Annotated in this window: 15 protein-coding genes and 1 other RNA gene; 6 read left to right on the forward strand and 10 right to left on the reverse strand. The window is 61.1% G+C overall.

The features are described 5' to 3' along the window. Positions 1-111: 111 nt before the first annotated feature. From J5278_RS08200 to J5278_RS08225, 6 genes are all read right to left on the reverse strand, one after another. Entirely contained in the window at positions 112-1032 is a 921-nt protein-coding gene (locus tag J5278_RS08200; protein WP_209184184.1) for a DMT family transporter, read from the reverse strand. A 155-nt stretch (positions 1033-1187) separates the two neighbouring features. Continuing rightward, positions 1188-1778 (reverse strand): AAA family ATPase, encoded by a 591-nt coding sequence (locus tag J5278_RS08205; protein ID WP_219258332.1) that lies wholly within the window; start codon positions 1776-1778, stop codon positions 1188-1190. 226 nt (positions 1779-2004) lie between these two features. After that, on the reverse strand, positions 2005-3234 hold the full coding sequence (locus tag J5278_RS08210) for a lytic murein transglycosylase (protein WP_209184181.1): 1230 nt from the start codon (positions 3232-3234) through the stop codon (positions 2005-2007). A gap of 78 nt (positions 3235-3312) precedes the next feature. Next, positions 3313-4104: a GH25 family lysozyme gene (locus J5278_RS08215; RefSeq protein ID WP_209184179.1), complete on the reverse strand. Its 792-nt coding sequence runs from the start codon at positions 4102-4104 to the stop codon at positions 3313-3315. 135 nt (positions 4105-4239) lie between these two features. Continuing rightward, complete coding sequence (locus J5278_RS08220; RefSeq protein WP_209184177.1) at positions 4240-4914, reverse strand: class I SAM-dependent methyltransferase; 675 nt, start codon at positions 4912-4914, stop codon at positions 4240-4242. Next, positions 4911-6158: a DUF3419 family protein gene (locus J5278_RS08225; protein WP_142823212.1), complete on the reverse strand. Its 1248-nt coding sequence runs from the start codon at positions 6156-6158 to the stop codon at positions 4911-4913. The genes J5278_RS08220 and J5278_RS08225 overlap by 4 nt, the downstream gene beginning before the upstream one ends. A gap of 174 nt (positions 6159-6332) precedes the next feature. Between J5278_RS08225 and J5278_RS08230 the strand changes: the two genes are divergently transcribed. Continuing rightward, positions 6333-7727, forward strand: coding sequence for a serine hydrolase (locus J5278_RS08230; protein WP_209184169.1), 1395 nt, complete (start codon positions 6333-6335; stop codon positions 7725-7727). On the opposite strand, the gene J5278_RS08235 is transcribed toward J5278_RS08230, so the two are convergent. From J5278_RS08235 to J5278_RS08250, 4 genes are all read right to left on the reverse strand, one after another. Further along, positions 7721-8860 carry a lytic transglycosylase domain-containing protein gene (locus J5278_RS08235; RefSeq protein ID WP_209184167.1) on the reverse strand — a complete coding sequence of 380 codons (1140 nt, stop codon included), beginning with the start codon at positions 8858-8860 and terminating at the stop codon, positions 7721-7723. The genes J5278_RS08230 and J5278_RS08235 overlap by 7 nt on opposite strands. Before the next feature lie 112 nt (positions 8861-8972). Continuing rightward, entirely contained in the window at positions 8973-9608 is a 636-nt protein-coding gene (locus tag J5278_RS08240; protein WP_142823209.1) for a LysE family translocator, read from the reverse strand. Positions 9609-9665: 57 nt separating this feature from the next. Further along, positions 9666-10877: a pyrophosphate--fructose-6-phosphate 1-phosphotransferase gene (locus J5278_RS08245; RefSeq protein ID WP_142823208.1), complete on the reverse strand. Its 1212-nt coding sequence runs from the start codon at positions 10875-10877 to the stop codon at positions 9666-9668. 83 nt (positions 10878-10960) lie between these two features. Then, positions 10961-11839 (reverse strand): DMT family transporter, encoded by an 879-nt coding sequence (locus J5278_RS08250; protein ID WP_209184165.1) that lies wholly within the window; start codon positions 11837-11839, stop codon positions 10961-10963. Between the two features lie 226 nt (positions 11840-12065). On the opposite strand from J5278_RS08250, the gene J5278_RS08255 reads away from it, so the two are divergent. The 5 genes from J5278_RS08255 to rnpB all read left to right on the forward strand — a co-directional run bounded on the left by J5278_RS08255 (position 12066) and on the right by rnpB (position 16129). Further along, positions 12066-12773, forward strand: a complete 708-nt coding sequence (locus J5278_RS08255; RefSeq protein WP_142823206.1) for a DnaJ family molecular chaperone — start codon at positions 12066-12068, stop codon at positions 12771-12773. After that, positions 12770-13531, forward strand: coding sequence for an N-acetylmuramoyl-L-alanine amidase (locus J5278_RS08260; RefSeq protein WP_142823205.1), 762 nt, complete (start codon positions 12770-12772; stop codon positions 13529-13531). The genes J5278_RS08255 and J5278_RS08260 overlap by 4 nt, the downstream gene beginning before the upstream one ends. Positions 13532-13813: 282 nt before the next feature. Beyond that, positions 13814-14371 carry a lytic transglycosylase domain-containing protein gene (locus J5278_RS08265; RefSeq protein ID WP_142823204.1) on the forward strand — a complete coding sequence of 186 codons (558 nt, stop codon included), beginning with the start codon at positions 13814-13816 and terminating at the stop codon, positions 14369-14371. A gap of 100 nt (positions 14372-14471) precedes the next feature. Further along, positions 14472-15665, forward strand: coding sequence for an FAD-binding oxidoreductase (locus tag J5278_RS08270; RefSeq protein WP_209184163.1), 1194 nt, complete (start codon positions 14472-14474; stop codon positions 15663-15665). Between the two features lie 67 nt (positions 15666-15732). Beyond that, positions 15733-16129: RNase P RNA component class A (gene rnpB / locus J5278_RS08275), an RNA gene on the forward strand. The last annotated feature ends 338 nt before the right edge of the window (positions 16130-16467 follow it).

The raw sequence follows: 16467 nt of genomic DNA on the forward strand, positions 1-16467 counted from the left end.
CGGGCTGTGCGAGATTCGCTAATGTTTTGTCGTTAGCCGTTGATTCTAAACGTCAAAATAATTGTGTATTTCTTCACGAATCCTAACGCCAGATTAACGCCATGCCTTCGCTTATCTCTTTGCCGTCGAAGGTGCCCTTCGCGAAAAAAGCCGTCCGTCGAGGATGACAAGGCCGAGACCGATCAGCAGCATGCCGGCGACCTGCGTGGCGCCCAGCCGTTCGCCCAGAAAGACGAAGCCCAGGAGGATGGCGCTCGGTGGAACCAGCAAGGTGACCAACGACGTGTTGGTGGCGCCGGCAAGCGTCATGATGCGGAAATAGAGAATGTAGGCGAAGGCGGTCGACAGCAGGGCCAGGGCGACAATGGCAGCAATCGTCTGCATCGGCGGCATGGCGAGCGTCCAGGGTTGATCGACCAGCAGCGAAACCGGCAGCATGATGAGCGACGAGCCGGTCAGCTGGCCGGCGGCGGTCACCGGCGCGGGGATGCCCTTGAAGCGCTTGGAATAGACGCCGGCAAGGCCATAGGACATGGCGGCGACGATGGGCAACAGCAGCGCCCAGAGCGGCGCACCTGCGGCATCCAGCGCTCCCGGCCCCACCAGCACGACGGTGCCTATCAGCCCGACGAAGCAGCCGATGATTTTCGCCCGACCGGGCTTCTCGTCCTGCGTCGCGTAATGGGCGACGATGACCGTCCAGATCGGCGTCGTGGCGTTCAGCACCGAGGCAAGGCCGGCGCCAATCTCGGTCTCGCCGAGAAAGATCATGGCGTGGGGAATGGCGTTGTTGATCAGCCCGAGCAGCAAGAATTGCCGCCAGTGGCTGCGCAGCAGGCCGTAGATACCGTATCGGCCACCGATATAGAGATGCAGCGCCGCGGCGGCCAAAATCAGCCGCAGGAAGACCAGCGTGAACGGCGGCACATCGTGCACAGCGATACGCGCAAAGAAAAACGACCCGCCCCAGATCAGGCTGAGGAGCACAAGCAGCCCCCAGGTCACCGCATTCATGCGATTGTCAGCTTCCATCCCGGCTCCCCCAGTCCAAAGCAACACAATCGCAGCTCCCACCCCCTGCATCCAGCCGATTCCCGCTTGCCGTGCAAGGGGTGTTAGGTTGGGGCGGAGTTGGTGAAGGGGGGCGGTGAGGAGATCCTAAACAATCCCCCGTTTTATTGGCAAACTCAGAATTGTCGTGACCTTGCACTGATCTCAAGCTGCACCAGCTCGTCACACAGATTGGATACGGCGACGGCGTCGGAGGTGTCGAGGGTGGTTATGTCATGGCTGCGAGCGGCGAGGTACATTTCCGCATTGTCACGCAAGGATCGTTCTATGAATTTGTCGATGATGCTGCGTCTGGCTTGATCGCGCTGGGCATATTCGGCCTCGGATCGCATTCTTTCCCGAAGGACGTCGTTGTCGGCATACAGGAAAACAGCAGAGATCTCGTCAGAGACAAGCGGCGCTATGAACTCGGGGCGAAGCGCAGAGCCTTCGATTATAAAAGGTGTTCTGGAATGGACCCTGGCGTCGATCTGCTGCCGTATGGCCGGCCACATGTTTTCGTGATGGACCCTTAGAAACCAATAGATGGTCTCATCGGAAAGCCGGGAATAATATTCAGCGACAGGCGGCCGTACCTCCGGCCAAGGGCGCCCGGGATGACGGGCGAGGCTATCCGTTGAAATCATGTCACATCCAAGCTGGCGAGCGAGGCGCGTCGCCAATGTCGTCTTGCCTACGTTGGAACTGCCGGAAATCAATATGCCCATGCGTTCCTGTCTCCACAGTTGGAATATTCCGGTGAAGCCGTAAGCTGTGTGCCTGATCTTTTCGATGCCGTGAAGTCGCCGGTCTGGAACGAAGTGTGCCTGCGTTCTCTTTGACGTCGCTAAAGCAAAGGCTGCCGAAACTTGATGTGCTAGGCACTTGACTGCACTTTGGCTGTCATTCCAAGGGCGGTCTTCACAGCCGCCCTATCCTCGATAGTCTGCGTCTTCAAAGCGCGTTCAGCAGCGCTTCCGTGGCCCAGCCGTCGGCGGGGAGGCCGAGGCGGAACTGTTCTTTCTGGATGGCAATGCGGGTGCCGGAGCCGAGGATGCCGTCGATCTCGCCGACGTCGTAGCCGTGCGCCTTGAGCTTGGTCTGGAGCGCTCGCATGTCGGTGTCGCTCAGGCCCTTCTCCGGCGTGCCCTTGTTATAGGTCGGGGCGCCCGCGAAGCGGGTCGCGAGATAGGCGGCCGACGTCGTGTAGATGAACGACTGGTTCCACGCCAGATAGACGTTGAAATTAGGGTAGGTGAGGAAGGCCGGACCGAAGCGGCCCTGCGGCAGAATCAGCGCAGAGACCAGATTGCCGAAGGAGGTGTTGCCGTCGCGTGGCTTGACACCGAGGGCGAACCAGTCGGCGGCGGTCATGGTGCCACCGATGCCTGATTTTTCATATGGAAGCGTCGCCGGAAGCGTCACCTCCTGGAGCCAGGGCTGGCCGCGCTGGAAGCCCAGCGACTGCAGGAAGTTGGCAGTCGTCAGGATGACGTCCGGGGCGCTCTCGCGCAATTTTACCAGGCCGTCTCCATCGCCGTCCTCGCCATAAGCGATGATGGTCTTCGGCAGCAGCTGCGTCTGGCCGATCTCGCCGGCCCAGGCGCCCTGGGTCGTTGCAGGTTCGACATCGTTGCGCTGGACGAGTTCGCTGAGTGCGATCAGCTGTTCGCGGAAGCGGTCCGGACGGCGGCAGTCATGGGCGAGCGTGACGAGAGCGTTGCGGGTGTTGAAATCTCCCTGGACGGCGCCAAAGTCGGTTTCCATGGCCCAGAAGGCGGTGATGACGCCGGCCGGTACGCCGTGTTCCTTCTCGGCGCGCGCGAAGACGTCGGCGTACTGCGCCATCTTTTTGCGGCCGATATCGAGGCGCGCCTGGCTGACGGTGCGCTGCGAGAATTCGAGGAAGGTCTGCTTGAACACGCCCTGGGCGCGGTCGCGGGCGAGGACCTTGGGGTCGATCTGGGCGCCGGCGACCGTCTTTTCAGCGGCTTCCGGCGTTACGCCTGCCTTGATAGCATCGGCCTTGACGCCTTCGAGAAATGTGGAGAGGTCACCGCCGCAGGCGGCTGCCGGTGTTGGGTTCTGCGGGGCCGGGGCGCTCGTCTGGGCCGCGGCAGCACCTGCCATTGTTGATGCGAAGATCATCGCGAGTGCAGTGCGTCGAGCGTTGAAGCGGTCCATGGGCGGTCCTCGTTGCTTACGGATGAGGTCGCTTTCCCAGAACATGAGCTTCGATGCAAGAAGGAAATGGCGCTGGCTTCAAGAATTCTTGAGCTTCGTGACCGCCTCGACCCAGTTCCGCCAGTTCTTTTCGTTGCCGGCAAAGACGTTGATGTCCGTTGGCCCCTTGATGCCCGGAATGACGCCGGTGGAGGTATATTGCCAGAAGGCCCAGCGGCGATCGGCATAGGTGACGCCGGGATGCTTGGCAACCGAGCGGACCCAGAAGTGGTAGTCCTTGAAGTAGCCGACGAGGTTGTCGCGGTGAAAATCGACGGACGTGTAGATGATCGGCCGCATGTGATAATAGGCCTCGAGGCGGTCCATGAAGCGCTGCAGTTGCGCCCGTACGGTAACCGCATCGGGGCGCAGCCGGCAGGTTTTGGATTCCGCGTTCCATTCGACATCGAGCACCGGCGGCAGCACCATGGCCGATTTCGGCACGTTGCGGATAAACCAGTCGGCCTGCTCGTCGGCGGAAGAGCAGAAATAGTAGAAGTGGTACGGCGCGCTCGGGATGCCGGCAGCGCGCGCCTCGCTCGAATATTCCTGGAACTTGGTGTCGATGATATCCTTGCCTTCGGTCGCCTTGATGAAGGCGAAGGCTACGCCGGACGACTTGACCGTCCGCCAGTCGATGTCGCCCTGCCATTTGGAAATGTCGATGCCGTGGATGGGGTGCAGTTGCGGATGGTCGGCGCCGAAATCCTGCGGCTTGGTATCGCGGAAGCGAGATTTCGGGATCGACTTCGTCTCCATGAAGTCATAGCTCGAATTGCAGCCGCTCAGCAGCAGGACCAACGGCAGTAAACATAACAAAAGCCGGCGCATGGGCGTCCCGTATCCAGGTGAGGTGTTATTCTGCCCAAGTTCAAGTTTTCGGCCGACGAATCGCAGCCGTGGCGGAAAAGGCACTGAAGCCGTTTTCATCATATCAACGTAAAAAATGCGTTATCTTCAAGCTAATTATGCGCGCGCGGTCACAATAACTGCCCGTATCGCATAGCCGCGGCCGATATCTTCGACGGAAAGCCTGGCGCCCAGCCTGTTGCAGCGCTCTTCCAGTACGGCCTGCAGGTCTGCGCGGGGTGTCACATGGAAGCTTCGCAGCCACGACTGCAGCCCCTTGCGGAACCAGCCGGGCAGGCGCTGCTGCTGGCCGAAGTCGACGATATGCAGTTCACCGCCGGGGTTCAGGGCATCGATTGAGGCGTCGATGGCGGCTTTCCAGTCGGGGATCATCGACAGCGCGTAGGAGATCATGATCCGGTCGAAACCTTCTGTGCCGAAATCCTGCGCGGTGAAGCTGGTCGCATCGGCAACCTTGAAATCCGGCATCGGCGATATGCCGCGAAAGCTCGCTCGGGCCGATATCAGCATCTCCTGCGAGATGTCGAGGCCGAAGAGCCGGGCGGATGGGAAGCGGCGGTGGGCGTAGAGCAGGTTGCGGCCGGTGCCGCAGCCGACTTCCAGGAGCGAGCCGCCAAAGGGCATATTGAGATGGTTGATCGTGCGGTCGCGACCGAACAGGTAGTATTTGCGCGTCAGGTCGTAGATGTGCCGCTGGTAACGGTACATGCCGTCCATCAGGCCGGCATGGCCGCCGACTTCAGGCTCCGGGCCGGCCTCGACGCGGCTCATGGCTTTTTACCGTAGATGTGGAAGCCGCCATAGATGGCCGAGCGGTCTCGAGCGTTGAGGGCGTGCGAGCGCTCCTCGACATATTCCCACTGGTCGCGGATGGCGGGAGACAGGCGCCCCTCGATGATGCTTTTCTCGGCGGCCGTGCGGAAAATGACCCGGGCGCCCGGTGCCGCTGTGCGGCTGATCTCGGCCCACAGTTCGTTGAGCTGGGCGTCGTTCATCCAGTCCTGCGCGTCGAGAAGCACATAGCGATCCATCGACGCTGCCTGCTTGGTGGCGAGCAACTCGGTGAAGTTCAGATGATGGACGGTGACGCGCTCTGCATTGGCCCGGATCGCTGCAAAGTGTTCCGGTCTGAGGTAGGTCGGCAGGGGCCCCTTGTCGGCTTCGGGATAGCGACGGGCGAAGGCCTGCCAGGCGAAATAGTTTTCGCTCATCGGGAAATGGCAGATGAGCTTTTCCAGCCGGTACTTCAGGACCGCAGCGATGGAGCCGTCGCCGGCAAGGCTTGCCAGTTCGTCGTATTGCTGCGGGGGAATGCCCAGGCCGAAGAGCGAGCTCTTGCGACCAAGCAGCCAGCGCACCATGCGCCGCTCGAAGACCGGCGAGATCTCGGTATCGAAGAACTGGCGCTGCTCCTGCAGGGTGCGGGCTTCCGTAAGCTTTGCAAACTTGACGCCGTGCAGGCGGCCGAGCAGATGGGCGGCGCCGATAAAGCGGCCAAGCAGGCCGGTGCGGTAGATGTTGCGGTTGAATACCGTGACGCGGCGACGGCCGAGCATGTCGCGGCCGTTCCAGTAGGCGCCGGTCGCCTCATCGAGGCCGGGTGCGATGAAGCGATCGAATGCCTGACTATTGACGCCGACATCCGGCGTGCCGAAGAAGCGGACGACATCGCCGTGGCCGGGCAGCAGCCGGAAGGCGGCGAGCTTCAGCCTGTTCAGCGCGATATGGTGCGGATTGAGATCGACGACGTCGATAGAGGCGGGGTTTTGCGAGAGGTAGGCGAGCATGTTGCAACCGCCGGAGCCGATTGTGACGATGCGGTGGTGCGGACGGAGTTCCATTGCCTCCATGTCGACATCCGGGTCTTCCCAGATCTGCGGGTAGACGAGGCCGGAAAACAGAAGGCCGAACAGGCGCTCGGAAAAGCCGGCCTTTGACAGCGCCTTGTGCTGGAGGAGCGCGTCTTTGATCTTCCTGTTCTTCGGGAAGCTGCTGTCCGAAGCGAATTCCGTCATGATTCGTCACCCCGTTGCGGTTCGGCGCATGTAACGCGGCAGTGCTACAGCCGCGTGACAGGCCGGCGCGGCGGGGCAGCGGCCAGCATGGCCCTCTCGGTCTATTGATAGGTCACCTCTTGATCGCTGCCGACTTTGCTGCTTGTTTCGTCATCGAACTGGCGGAGACATGCGATGCGTTTGAGAGCGAAGATCGGGCTGGGATTGGCGGGGTTCATGATGGCGGGCGTGGCGGGTGCCGCTGCCTGGCTCGCCATCGCGCCCCCCGATCTGCTGAGGGTTGCCGATGGCTATGCCGCCAAGATAGTCTGCTCCGGCGTCTTCATTTCGGGCCGGGATCCCCAGGCTATTCTCTCCGAAGACGTGCAGGCGCCCGGCAATCCGGCGCTGAGGCTCGTTCGCCTCTCCATTTCCCGCGACGAGGGCGTCGTCTCTGCCCGGATGCTCGGCCTGTTTGCTCCCAATTTCGCCGTCTATCGCGGGCCGCTCGGTTGCGCCAGCGTGCCCGACGGGGACATGAAGATGGCCGCACACTTGTCGATGCCTCGCGTTCCGGTCGTGACGGGACGGGATGCCGACTGGCCGGACGGCGATAACGCAGCCGGCGAACCCAATGCCGCTATCTCGGACGTGATCAAGGATCCTGCCGTTGGCGGGCCCGGGATGCGGGCGATCGTGGTCATTAAGGATGGCAGGCTGGTGGCCGAAAGCTATGGCAAAGGCTTCGATGCCGGCATGCCGCTGCTCGGCTGGTCGATGACCAAGACTGTTAATTCAGCGATTATCGGGCGCCTCATGCAGGCGCGGCGGATGTCCTTCGATGATGCCGACCTGCTTCCGGAATGGCACGGCGACAGCCGATCGAAGATCACGGTGGCAAACCTCCTGGCGATGGAAAGCGGTCTTGCCTTCAACGAATCCTATGGCTCGGTCACCGATGTCACGCGGATGCTCTTCCTGGAGCCGGACATGGCGGCGATGGCTGCAAGCGCGCCGCAGGTCTCTCCTCCAAAGCAGGAATTTCATTATTCCACGGGGACTGCGGTGCTGCTGTCGCGGATCTGGATGAACAGGTTCGACAATCAGCACGCGGCCCGGGACTACCCCCACGATGCCCTGTTTGCCCCGCTCGGCATGTCGAGCGCCGTGCTGGAGGCCGACGAGCACGGCACCCTTGTCGGCGGATCCTATCTCTACGCGACGGCCAGGGACTGGGCGCGGTTTGGGCAATTCCTGCTTCAGGATGGCGTCTGGCACGGGCAGCGGTTGCTATCGGAGGGCTTCGTGGGCGCGATGCGGACGCCGACAAAAGCATCAAACGGGATATTCACCCAAGGCCAGGCGTGGTTGTCAGCCCCGGGCGGTGGAAGCCGGCATTTCGGATTGCCGCTGGATACGTTCTGGCTGGTTGGGCATGACGGGCAGAGCGTTGCGATCGTGCCGTCGGCCAATATCGTTGTCGTTCGCCTCGGACTTACTCCAGACGAATTGAACTATCGGCCTCAGATTCTTGTGCAAAAGATCGTCGATGCGCTCAAAACTGTAAAAACCCAAAGGCAACCTCAGTAGTTGCCGTTGGCGACGTTGGTCATGCCCTTGTTCTTGGCATCGTAGTAATAGCCACGCGCGTAAAGGGCGACTGCGGTGTCGAGCTTGTTGTCGGCCACCATCCATGCACCGCGCAGATACTTTGCGGCATACTTGATGTTGGTCTCGGCATCGAAAAGGCCGGAGGCTGGGCCGTCGTAGCCCATGGATTTTGCCGTGTTGTACTTGATTTGCATCAGGCCGAAATAGCCGCGATTGTTGAAAGCCTTTGGATCATAGCGGCTTTCTCGGTGCACGACGCGGTGGATTAGTGCTGCCGGCACCTGATAGAGTTTCGCATATTTCTCGATCAGCGTGGTGATGTGGCCCTTTTCCTCGGAGGACACATTGTCATCGCTTCTCTCTTCCAGAACGGCAGGTACGATGCTCGGGCCTGTCGTGTCGAAGTTGAAGTCGTAATGAAGACGGTTGTCCGCGTAGCTGAGGTTTGCAGCCTGAGAGGGGGCGGCATAGGCAACCTGCGTCGCGGTGAAGGGGCTGGCTTCGCCCGGGCGTGGTGTCGGCACGACTGCCTGGATCGCTACCATTTCCGGCGTCATCGGGATAGCGTTGCCGCTTTCAACCAGCGCCGAGCTCAAGGCCGGGGTCTGCGTGAGATCCCCGGGGCGGGAAGGATTGGGTGTGGGAATGGCAACCACTGACGGGATTAGCATATCGTCTGAAGAGGCATAGGCGGCGGACGCCGAGGTATTTGCCGCAGGAGCGCCGGTGACCGAAGCAATGGCGACCTGCGCCTCGCTGCCCTTGCCGGATTTTCCAGCAGGTTGCCCCATGCGGTCCTGCATATTCGAGGCCTGGTCGGCCGGCAGGCGTGGGCCTATCGCCGCAGCTGTCTCGGTCCCTGGCAGGCGGCCGGATTTCGAAAGGGTCGCTGTCGCCTGTGGCTGGGCCTGCGACACAATCGCCGTCGTGGAACCGGGCGCTGCTGTTGTGGAAACTTGTGCCGTCGATGTCGGGTGGGGGACGTTTGTCGTCGTATGAGAGAGATCTGCCTGGGATGTCTGCTGCTGGGTGGCACAACCGGCGAGGCCACCGCAAAGGATTGCCGAGACGGCGACGCTGCGCTTCAGGCTCGTAAATCCGCTGGCTATCATGCTGTCTCTTTCGAAAATTGCGTTCCACCTGCGATGCAATTCGGTCACAGGGGAATTAAATTATGAACGCCAATTAACCTATTCGTGACAGCCCCGCAAGGTGGGACGGCGACTAAGCCGCCATTCGCCGGTATCCGGCCGTGACGGCGCCGGCCGCAATCAGCAACGTTCCCCCTGTCCTGTTGACCGCGCGCTGCACGCTGGCCTTGCGGATGTAGCCGCGCGCAACGTCGGCCAGCAGGCCATAGAGAAACGCATTGAGGGCTGCGAGGACGAGGAAAGTTGCTTCCAGGATAAGGGTTTGCGGCAAGAACGGCTTGCCGAGGTCGAGGAACTGCGGAACGAAGGCAATAAAGAAGATGATACTTTTAGGATTGAGTGCCGTTACAACATAGGCGTGCAGGAAAATCTTGGACGATCTTTCCTCGGGAAGGTTATCGTTGTCGCCCATCGGGCCGGTCACGACAGGGGCGCGCCAGAGCTTGATGCCGAGAAACATCAGGTAGCCTGCGCCGATCAGTTTGAGCACCGTGAACAGGCCTGCCGAAGTTGCCAGCAGGGCACCGAGGCCGGCAAGCGAGGCGGTCATCGCGGTGAAGTCGCCGAGCGTCACCCCGGCAACGGTTGCGACCGTCGTGCGCCGGCCGTGGCCAAGCGCATACGATATCACCAACAGGATCGTCGGGCCGGGGATAGCCAGCATGACGGCAGAAGCGGCGGCGAAGGCAAGCCAGGTTTCAACGGACATCGAATCATCCTCATCCCATCCGCCACCAGCGAAGACACCGTCTTCACGCTTCGTCAATCATCCTTCGCGGTATTGCTGGCCAATGTGGTCCATCACTTCGCCGAACCACTTTGCCGACATGTCGAACTTCTTGCCGCCCTTGATGCGCGGGAACTCGATTGTACGCAGCTTTCCGCCCTGGCCTTCGTCATGGCCGGTGACGCCGGAGACCTTGTTGAGGGCGCTTTCGACTGCGAGGTCGACCATGCCCTGGATCAGCCTGAGATCGTCGATATTGGCCGGCGCCGAGCGGGCGAAATAGCCGGATTTCTGGACCATGGACCGATCGGCATCGAGCAGGGCTGCAAACTGCTTCTGGAACCAGTTGCCGACATTGATGCTGTCGAGCTTCACGTGGCCGAAGGCATCGCGCTTGATGTTTTCGCCGGCAGCTTCGCGCTCGGCGATGATGGCATCGACACAGGCACCTTCGGAGACGAAGAGCGTCACATGGCCGTTCTTGTCCATCATCTCTTTCAGCCTGGCGGCCTCGGAATGGATGTCGAAAGCCATCTCCGGCAGGTAGAGACCGTCGATACTCTTCATCGCGGCGTTGGTCATCATGCCATCGACATATTCGTTGGCGCTGGTCTTCTGGATGTAGGCGCGCGCCGTTGCTGCCGTCAGCCAGCCGCAGCTGCGGCCCATGACCTCATGGATGACCAGCGAGCGCGGTGCCGCCGTTTGCTCGTTGCTGACATTATCGAAGAAGTGGGCGCCGACTTCGGCTGCCGTCCAGGCGCCAAGCGACTGCCGGATCGGCACGACGTCGTTATCGACCGTCTTCGGCAGTCCGACGACGGTGAGGTTGTAGCCGTTGGCGCCGAGGTAGGCAGCGAGATCGGCTGCCGTCGTGTTTGTATCGTCTCCGCCGATGGTGTGGAGGATGGTGACGCCGTCGGATGCCAGCCGTTCTGCAGCGACACGCAACGGGTTCTCGCCTTCCTTCACCATCCCACGCTTGACGAGGTCGGCGGCGTTGGTGAGCTTGACGCGGCTGTTGCCAATCGGCGATCCGCCATAGCGATGCAGCAGGTGCGCCTTTTCACGCATGGCGGGGGTGATTTCGATTCGGTCGGCCGTCAGGACACCTTGGTAGCCGGAGCGATAGGCAATCAACTCGATGTCGGGCGCGATGTCCGTGTAGCGCTCTATCAGCCCGCCAACAGCGGACGACAAGCAGGGCGCGAGCCCTCCGGCGGTGAGCATTGCGACTTTCTGTCTGGCCATGGTTGCCTCCTTGCAAGGTCAGTGCATCAACTCGGTGTTGCCTGATGGATGCGACAGGTGGGGAGGGCTGTAAAGTAAAGAATTTACGAATGGCGTGCTTTGCGGCCGAGCCAGACGACGAAGGCGACCAGCATCGCGAAGCCCACGGTCTCCAGCCCGACATGCTCGCCAAGGAGGAGGGCGGAAATGCCGAGCGTGAAGAAGGTCTGCATCAGCTGGACCTGGGCCACGCGGCCGATGCCGCCGATCGCAAGCCCCGCATTCCAGAAGAGAAAGCCGGCAAACATCGACATCAACCCGAGATAGGCAAAGGCGCCCCACGCTGTCACCGTTGGCGCGTGAAAACCGTTCGAGGCTGTCATGGCGGTACCGATGAGCGAGATCGGCAGGGTCACGACCAGCGCCCAGCAGATTGCCTCCCAGCCCGACAGGCTGCGCGAAAGCCTGCCGAGCAGGACATAGCCGAGCGCCACGATGACCGCGGCGGCAAACAGCCAGAGGTCGCCGGGCTGCATCTGGAAACCGTTTTGCGTCACCGAGAAGCTGACGACCAGGGTGGCGCCGATGACGCCGCAGATCCAGAACAGGATCCCGGGTCGCTCGCCGTCGATGATGGCGGCAAAGATCGCCGTCAACAGCGGCAGCAGGCCGAGGACGACGGCGCCGTGGCTTGCCGGGATGGTCTGCATGGCGATTGACGAAAAACCGGGAAAGGCGAAGACAACGCAGAGGCCGGCAGCGAACAACTGACCGAAGTGACCGCGCGGCAGCGGTCGGCGGCGCAGGACGAGCAGCGTCACGATGGCGGCAGCGGAGGCGACCAGCGCGCGGCCGAAGGTAATGAAGGCCGGGGAGAAACCTTCCAGTGCAATATGGGTGAAAGGCAGCGTTGCACTGAAAATGAGGACGCCGATCAGCCCGAGGGCGAGGCCAAGAAGCTGCGGTCGGTCTGCAAAGGGCATGGTGGCTCCGGGATAAGGGTGACGCCAGCGCTTACAGGCCGGAGCGCCCCTGTCCAATTCATTTGACTTATGCGGGCAACATCGAAACCGATGGGAGCGGCATTTATGGTTAGATCATTACCTATTCGTGAAAGGTGTTTTCAACGCTGCGGCCAATGGTCAGCTTGCATTCGCCACCATTCTTTGATCAACGTGTTGCTCATTCTTTGGAGTAATCGGGATCGTCATGTCTATCTGGGAAAAGCTGCTGAATGCCGTCGGCACCGCGGGGAATGCCCTGTCAGGCGTGGTCGAAGCCATCCGGACGTTGTTCGAAGGCGATCCCGAAACCCGCCGCAAGGTGGCGTTCTCGGTCGCGATCATCGCGCTTTCTGCCAAGATGGCGAAGGCAGACGGTGTCGTCACCGAGAATGAAGTCAATGCCTTCCGCGAGATTTTTGAGTTTCCGGATGACCAGGCGAAGAATGTCGCGCGCCTCTACAATCTGGCGCGCCAGGACGTTGCCGGCTACGAGGCCTATGCCGAACGGCTGGCAACGCTGTGCGTCACTTGCAGCGAAAACTGCCCCGTGCTCGAGGACGTGCTGGACGGCCTGTTCCACATTGCCAAGGCCGACGGATTGATCCACGAGAAGGAAATCTCGTTCCTCGCCCACATCGCCGAGATCTTCCAGATGGACGAAGAACGCTTCGAGCAGATCATGGCGCGGCATGTCTCCGGTAACGGGCGCGATCCCTACAAGGTTCTGGGCGTCAAGCCTTCCGACGATTTCCCGACCATCCGCAAGCGCTACCACGGCCTGGTTTACGAACACCATCCCGACCGCCTCGTATCGCGTGGCGTGCCCGAGGAGTTCCACGTCATCGCCAACGAGCGGATGGCGGCACTGAACGCTGCCTACGAGGAAATCGAGAAGGAACGCCGCGCCGCATGACATCGTTTGCGGCTGACTACAGCGGTGCCCTGGTGCAACCGTCTCCGAACCACGGCGAGCGGGCAGGTGGGCGCAAGCCGGATATGATCCTGTTGCACTATACCGGCATGGGCACGGCCGATGGCGCCCTCGACTGGCTCTGTCGGACGGAAAGCCAGGTCTCCAGCCACTATTTCATCCATGAAGACGGCCGGGTGCTGCAACTCGTGCCCGAAGCGCGTCGTGCCTGGCATGCGGGCAAGGGTGTCTGGCGCAAGGAAAACGATATCAACTCGCTCTCCATCGGCATCGAGATCGCCAATGCAGGCCACCCGGGCGGCTTGCCACAATTCCCCGATGCGCAGATCGATGCGGTCATTGAATTGTGTCGCGATTGCGGCGAGCGCTGGTCCATAGCGCCGGAAAGGGTGCTCGGTCACTCCGATATAGCACCCATTCGCAAGGTCGATCCCGGCGAGCGCTTTCCGTGGGCAAGGCTGCATGCCGCAGGGGTCGGTCACTGGGTGGAGCCATCGCCGATATCCGGGGGGCGCTTTTTCCAGATGGGCGACAGCGGGCAGCCGGTCGAGGCGCTGCAGTCGATGCTGTCACTCTATGGTTACGGCACGGAAATCAATGGCGATTTTTCCGCAGCCATGGCCGGCGATGTCGAGGCTTTCCAGCGGCATTTCCGCCAGGAACGGGTCGACGGGATCGCCGATTTCTCGACCATCGATACGCTGCATCGCCTGCTGCGGGCGTTGCCGCACTTCGCCTGAAGATTGCACCTGTCCAATTGTCTTTTGAATGCCTGCTTACGGCTTCCGGCATCGCAAAAGGCTGCAGATCCGGACGCTGCCACAGCATTTCCCTATTATCTGCGCATTGCGATGGTCTAACGGCGCCGATGAACAGCGGCGCTGAACCGTTCACTTATCCGGAACAGCAGCCGTAGACGACAACGTGGATTTTTGCGGGAACTGGCCATCGAGATGGCTATCCCGACGGCAGGGCAGCGCCATGCGCCGCTGCCGCGATCCCACCCGGAGACGAGAGACTGAATGAAAAATTTGATTGTTGCGACGGCAGCATGCGCAAGCATGTTGCTGATGGGATACGATTGCGCTTTTGCAGGCCAGCACCGGGTCAGGGTCGAGACGAAATCGTTCAAGACACTCGGCCGCAGCATCGGTTACGCCAGGCAGGATGCAACGGCTAGCACCGGCAACACCGTTGTTCCGGGTCCGAGCGACAATCGCTATTCCGAGATCATCACCAAATATGCCAGGCAGAACGGCGTCGATGTCGCGCTGGCAACGGCAGTCATCAAGATCGAAAGCAACTTCAACCCGCGTATGCGCGGCAGCCATGGCGAGGTCGGCCTGATGCAGGTGAAGCCGGCAACGGCACGGATGATGGGTTATTCCGGCTCGGTCAAGGGGCTCGCCGATCCCGATACCAACATCCGCATCGGCATGAAATATCTGGCCCTGGCGCAGACGCTCGGCGGTGGCGAGACTTGCAATACTATCCTCAAATACAATGCCGGCCATGGCGCGACGCGCATGAACCCGGTGTCCAAGCGGTACTGCGGCAAGGTGCTGGCGCTTCTCGACTAGGCGGCAAGTGCTTGAAGACGAATTGTTTATCAGGTGAACTTCGTCTGGAAATCCAGCCGATTGTCATGCTATCGATTCCCGATATCGATGGAGACCTGACATGGCAGCGGATTTCAAGTTCATCGTCATCGGTCGCGGCATGATGGGGGCGGCGGCTGCTCGCCACCTCGCCCGCCAGACGAACGGCGTCGCCGTGATAGGGCCTGACGAACCTGCGGATCGGAAGGTCCACAGCGGCGTCTTCGCCAGCCATTATGACGAGGGTCGTATCACCCGGACGATAGATCCCGATCCGAACTGGGCCTTGCTGGCAAACCGGTCGATTGCGCGCTACCGCGAACTGGAGCGGGAAAGCGGCATTGCCTTCTACTCCCAGGTTGGCTGCCTTGCGGTCGGGCCGAGGCAGGGTGGCGCAGATGCCTATATCGATCACGTCGCCAAAGCTGCCGAGGCTCTGAAAGTGCGTACCGAGCGGTTTGATGACGATGGCCTGCGTGCCCGGTTTCCATTCTTTGCGTTCGACCGCGGCAGCGAGGGCATCTATGAGCCACAGGGTGCCGGCCATATCAGCCCGCGCCGGCTGGTGAAGGCGCAATCGCTGCTTGCCGAAAAGGTCGGGGCGAAGGTGCTGAAAGAGACCGTAGTATCGATCCGCGACGAGGGCGGCATTGCCGTGGTGACGACGGGCGAGGGTAACGTCTACCGGGCGGAGAAGGCGCTGCTGGCTGCCGGCGGGTTTTCCATTGCCGCCAGCCTGTTGGCGGCTCCGGTCGAGATGATTGTCCGTGGCCGGACGATTGCCTATTTTGAGATCAGCGAAGCCGATGCAATGGCGCTCGGAACCATGCCGTCGCTGATCACCAAGGGCCCTGATGACGTCGACAGCATTTATTTGCTGCCGCCGATCCGATATCCCGACGGCAAGTATTACCTCAAGATCGGCGGGGATCCCGACGACTACGACATCACCAGCGACGCCGAGATGCGTGCCTGGTTTCGCACCGATGGCCGGGCCTCGGTACGCGATCACCTGACGCGGATCGTTCGACAGCTGGTTCCCGATTTGCGGCCGTTGTCGATATCGTCGGGCGCCTGTGTCACCTCCTATTCACCGTCGACCTATCCGATGATCGGCTACACGGCGTCGCCGCGGATTGGCGTCCTGACCGGCTGCAGCGGCACGTCGGCGAAGAGTTCGGATGAAATCGGCCGGCTTGGTGCCGAATTGCTGCTCGAGGGTCGAATCAACGACGACGCCTACAGCACGGATTTTGCACCATATTTTCGCCAGTGAGCGGATTTGCCGGCGGTCGTTGGATTTAAGGTGGCAATTGCCTGCGGCCTCGGCTAATGAGCGCCTACCAGTTGGCCGGGCAGCCGCGCTTCACAATGTCGAAAGGCGGTGGGGTGAGGAAAGTCCGGGCTCCACGGAAACACGGTGCCGGATAACGTCCGGCGAGGGTGACCTCAGGGAAAGTGCCACAGAAAGTAAACCGCCCGGTCCCGACCGGGTAAGGGTGAAAGGGTGGGGTAAGAGCCCACCGCGTCTCTGGTGACAGCGACGGCATGGTAAACCCCACCGGGAGCAAAACCGAATAGGGATGACGCGGGGCGCGCAAGCGCACCAGCCTGTTTCCGGGCCTGTCATCCGGGTGGGTTGCACGAGGCGGCACGCAAGTGTCGTCCCAGATGAATGGCTGCCACGTTCCGACTTCGGTCGGGGCCTTACAGAACCCGGCTTACAGGCCAACTGGTAATTTTTTTCGAGCACTGCGGTGGCGCCTCGCGCCCTTTATTTGCGGTCGCTAATCGATAGTCAAATGTCCAATTTTTTCAAGCAATGCGATCGCCTCTCAGGCGCTCGCGGCGGGCAAATGCCGCACTTCCTAACCTTTCGTTAAGCTTAACGGCCTATGAATATGGGGGACTGCAACCGGCTTCCGCAGGCCGTATCCCATTGACGCCCATATGGTCCCATGGTATCCCAAATTCGCACTGCACAGGGGCAAATCAAGGCCCAATCATCGCAAAGTAAAGGTCGTGCTCCTCTCGGGGAGACCGGGAAGACAATAGTTTTTCCGGCGGGCGAAGCTTTG

Source organism: Rhizobium sp. B21/90, from assembly GCF_019355815.1.
Classification (GTDB): domain Bacteria; phylum Pseudomonadota; class Alphaproteobacteria; order Rhizobiales; family Rhizobiaceae; genus Rhizobium; species Rhizobium rhododendri.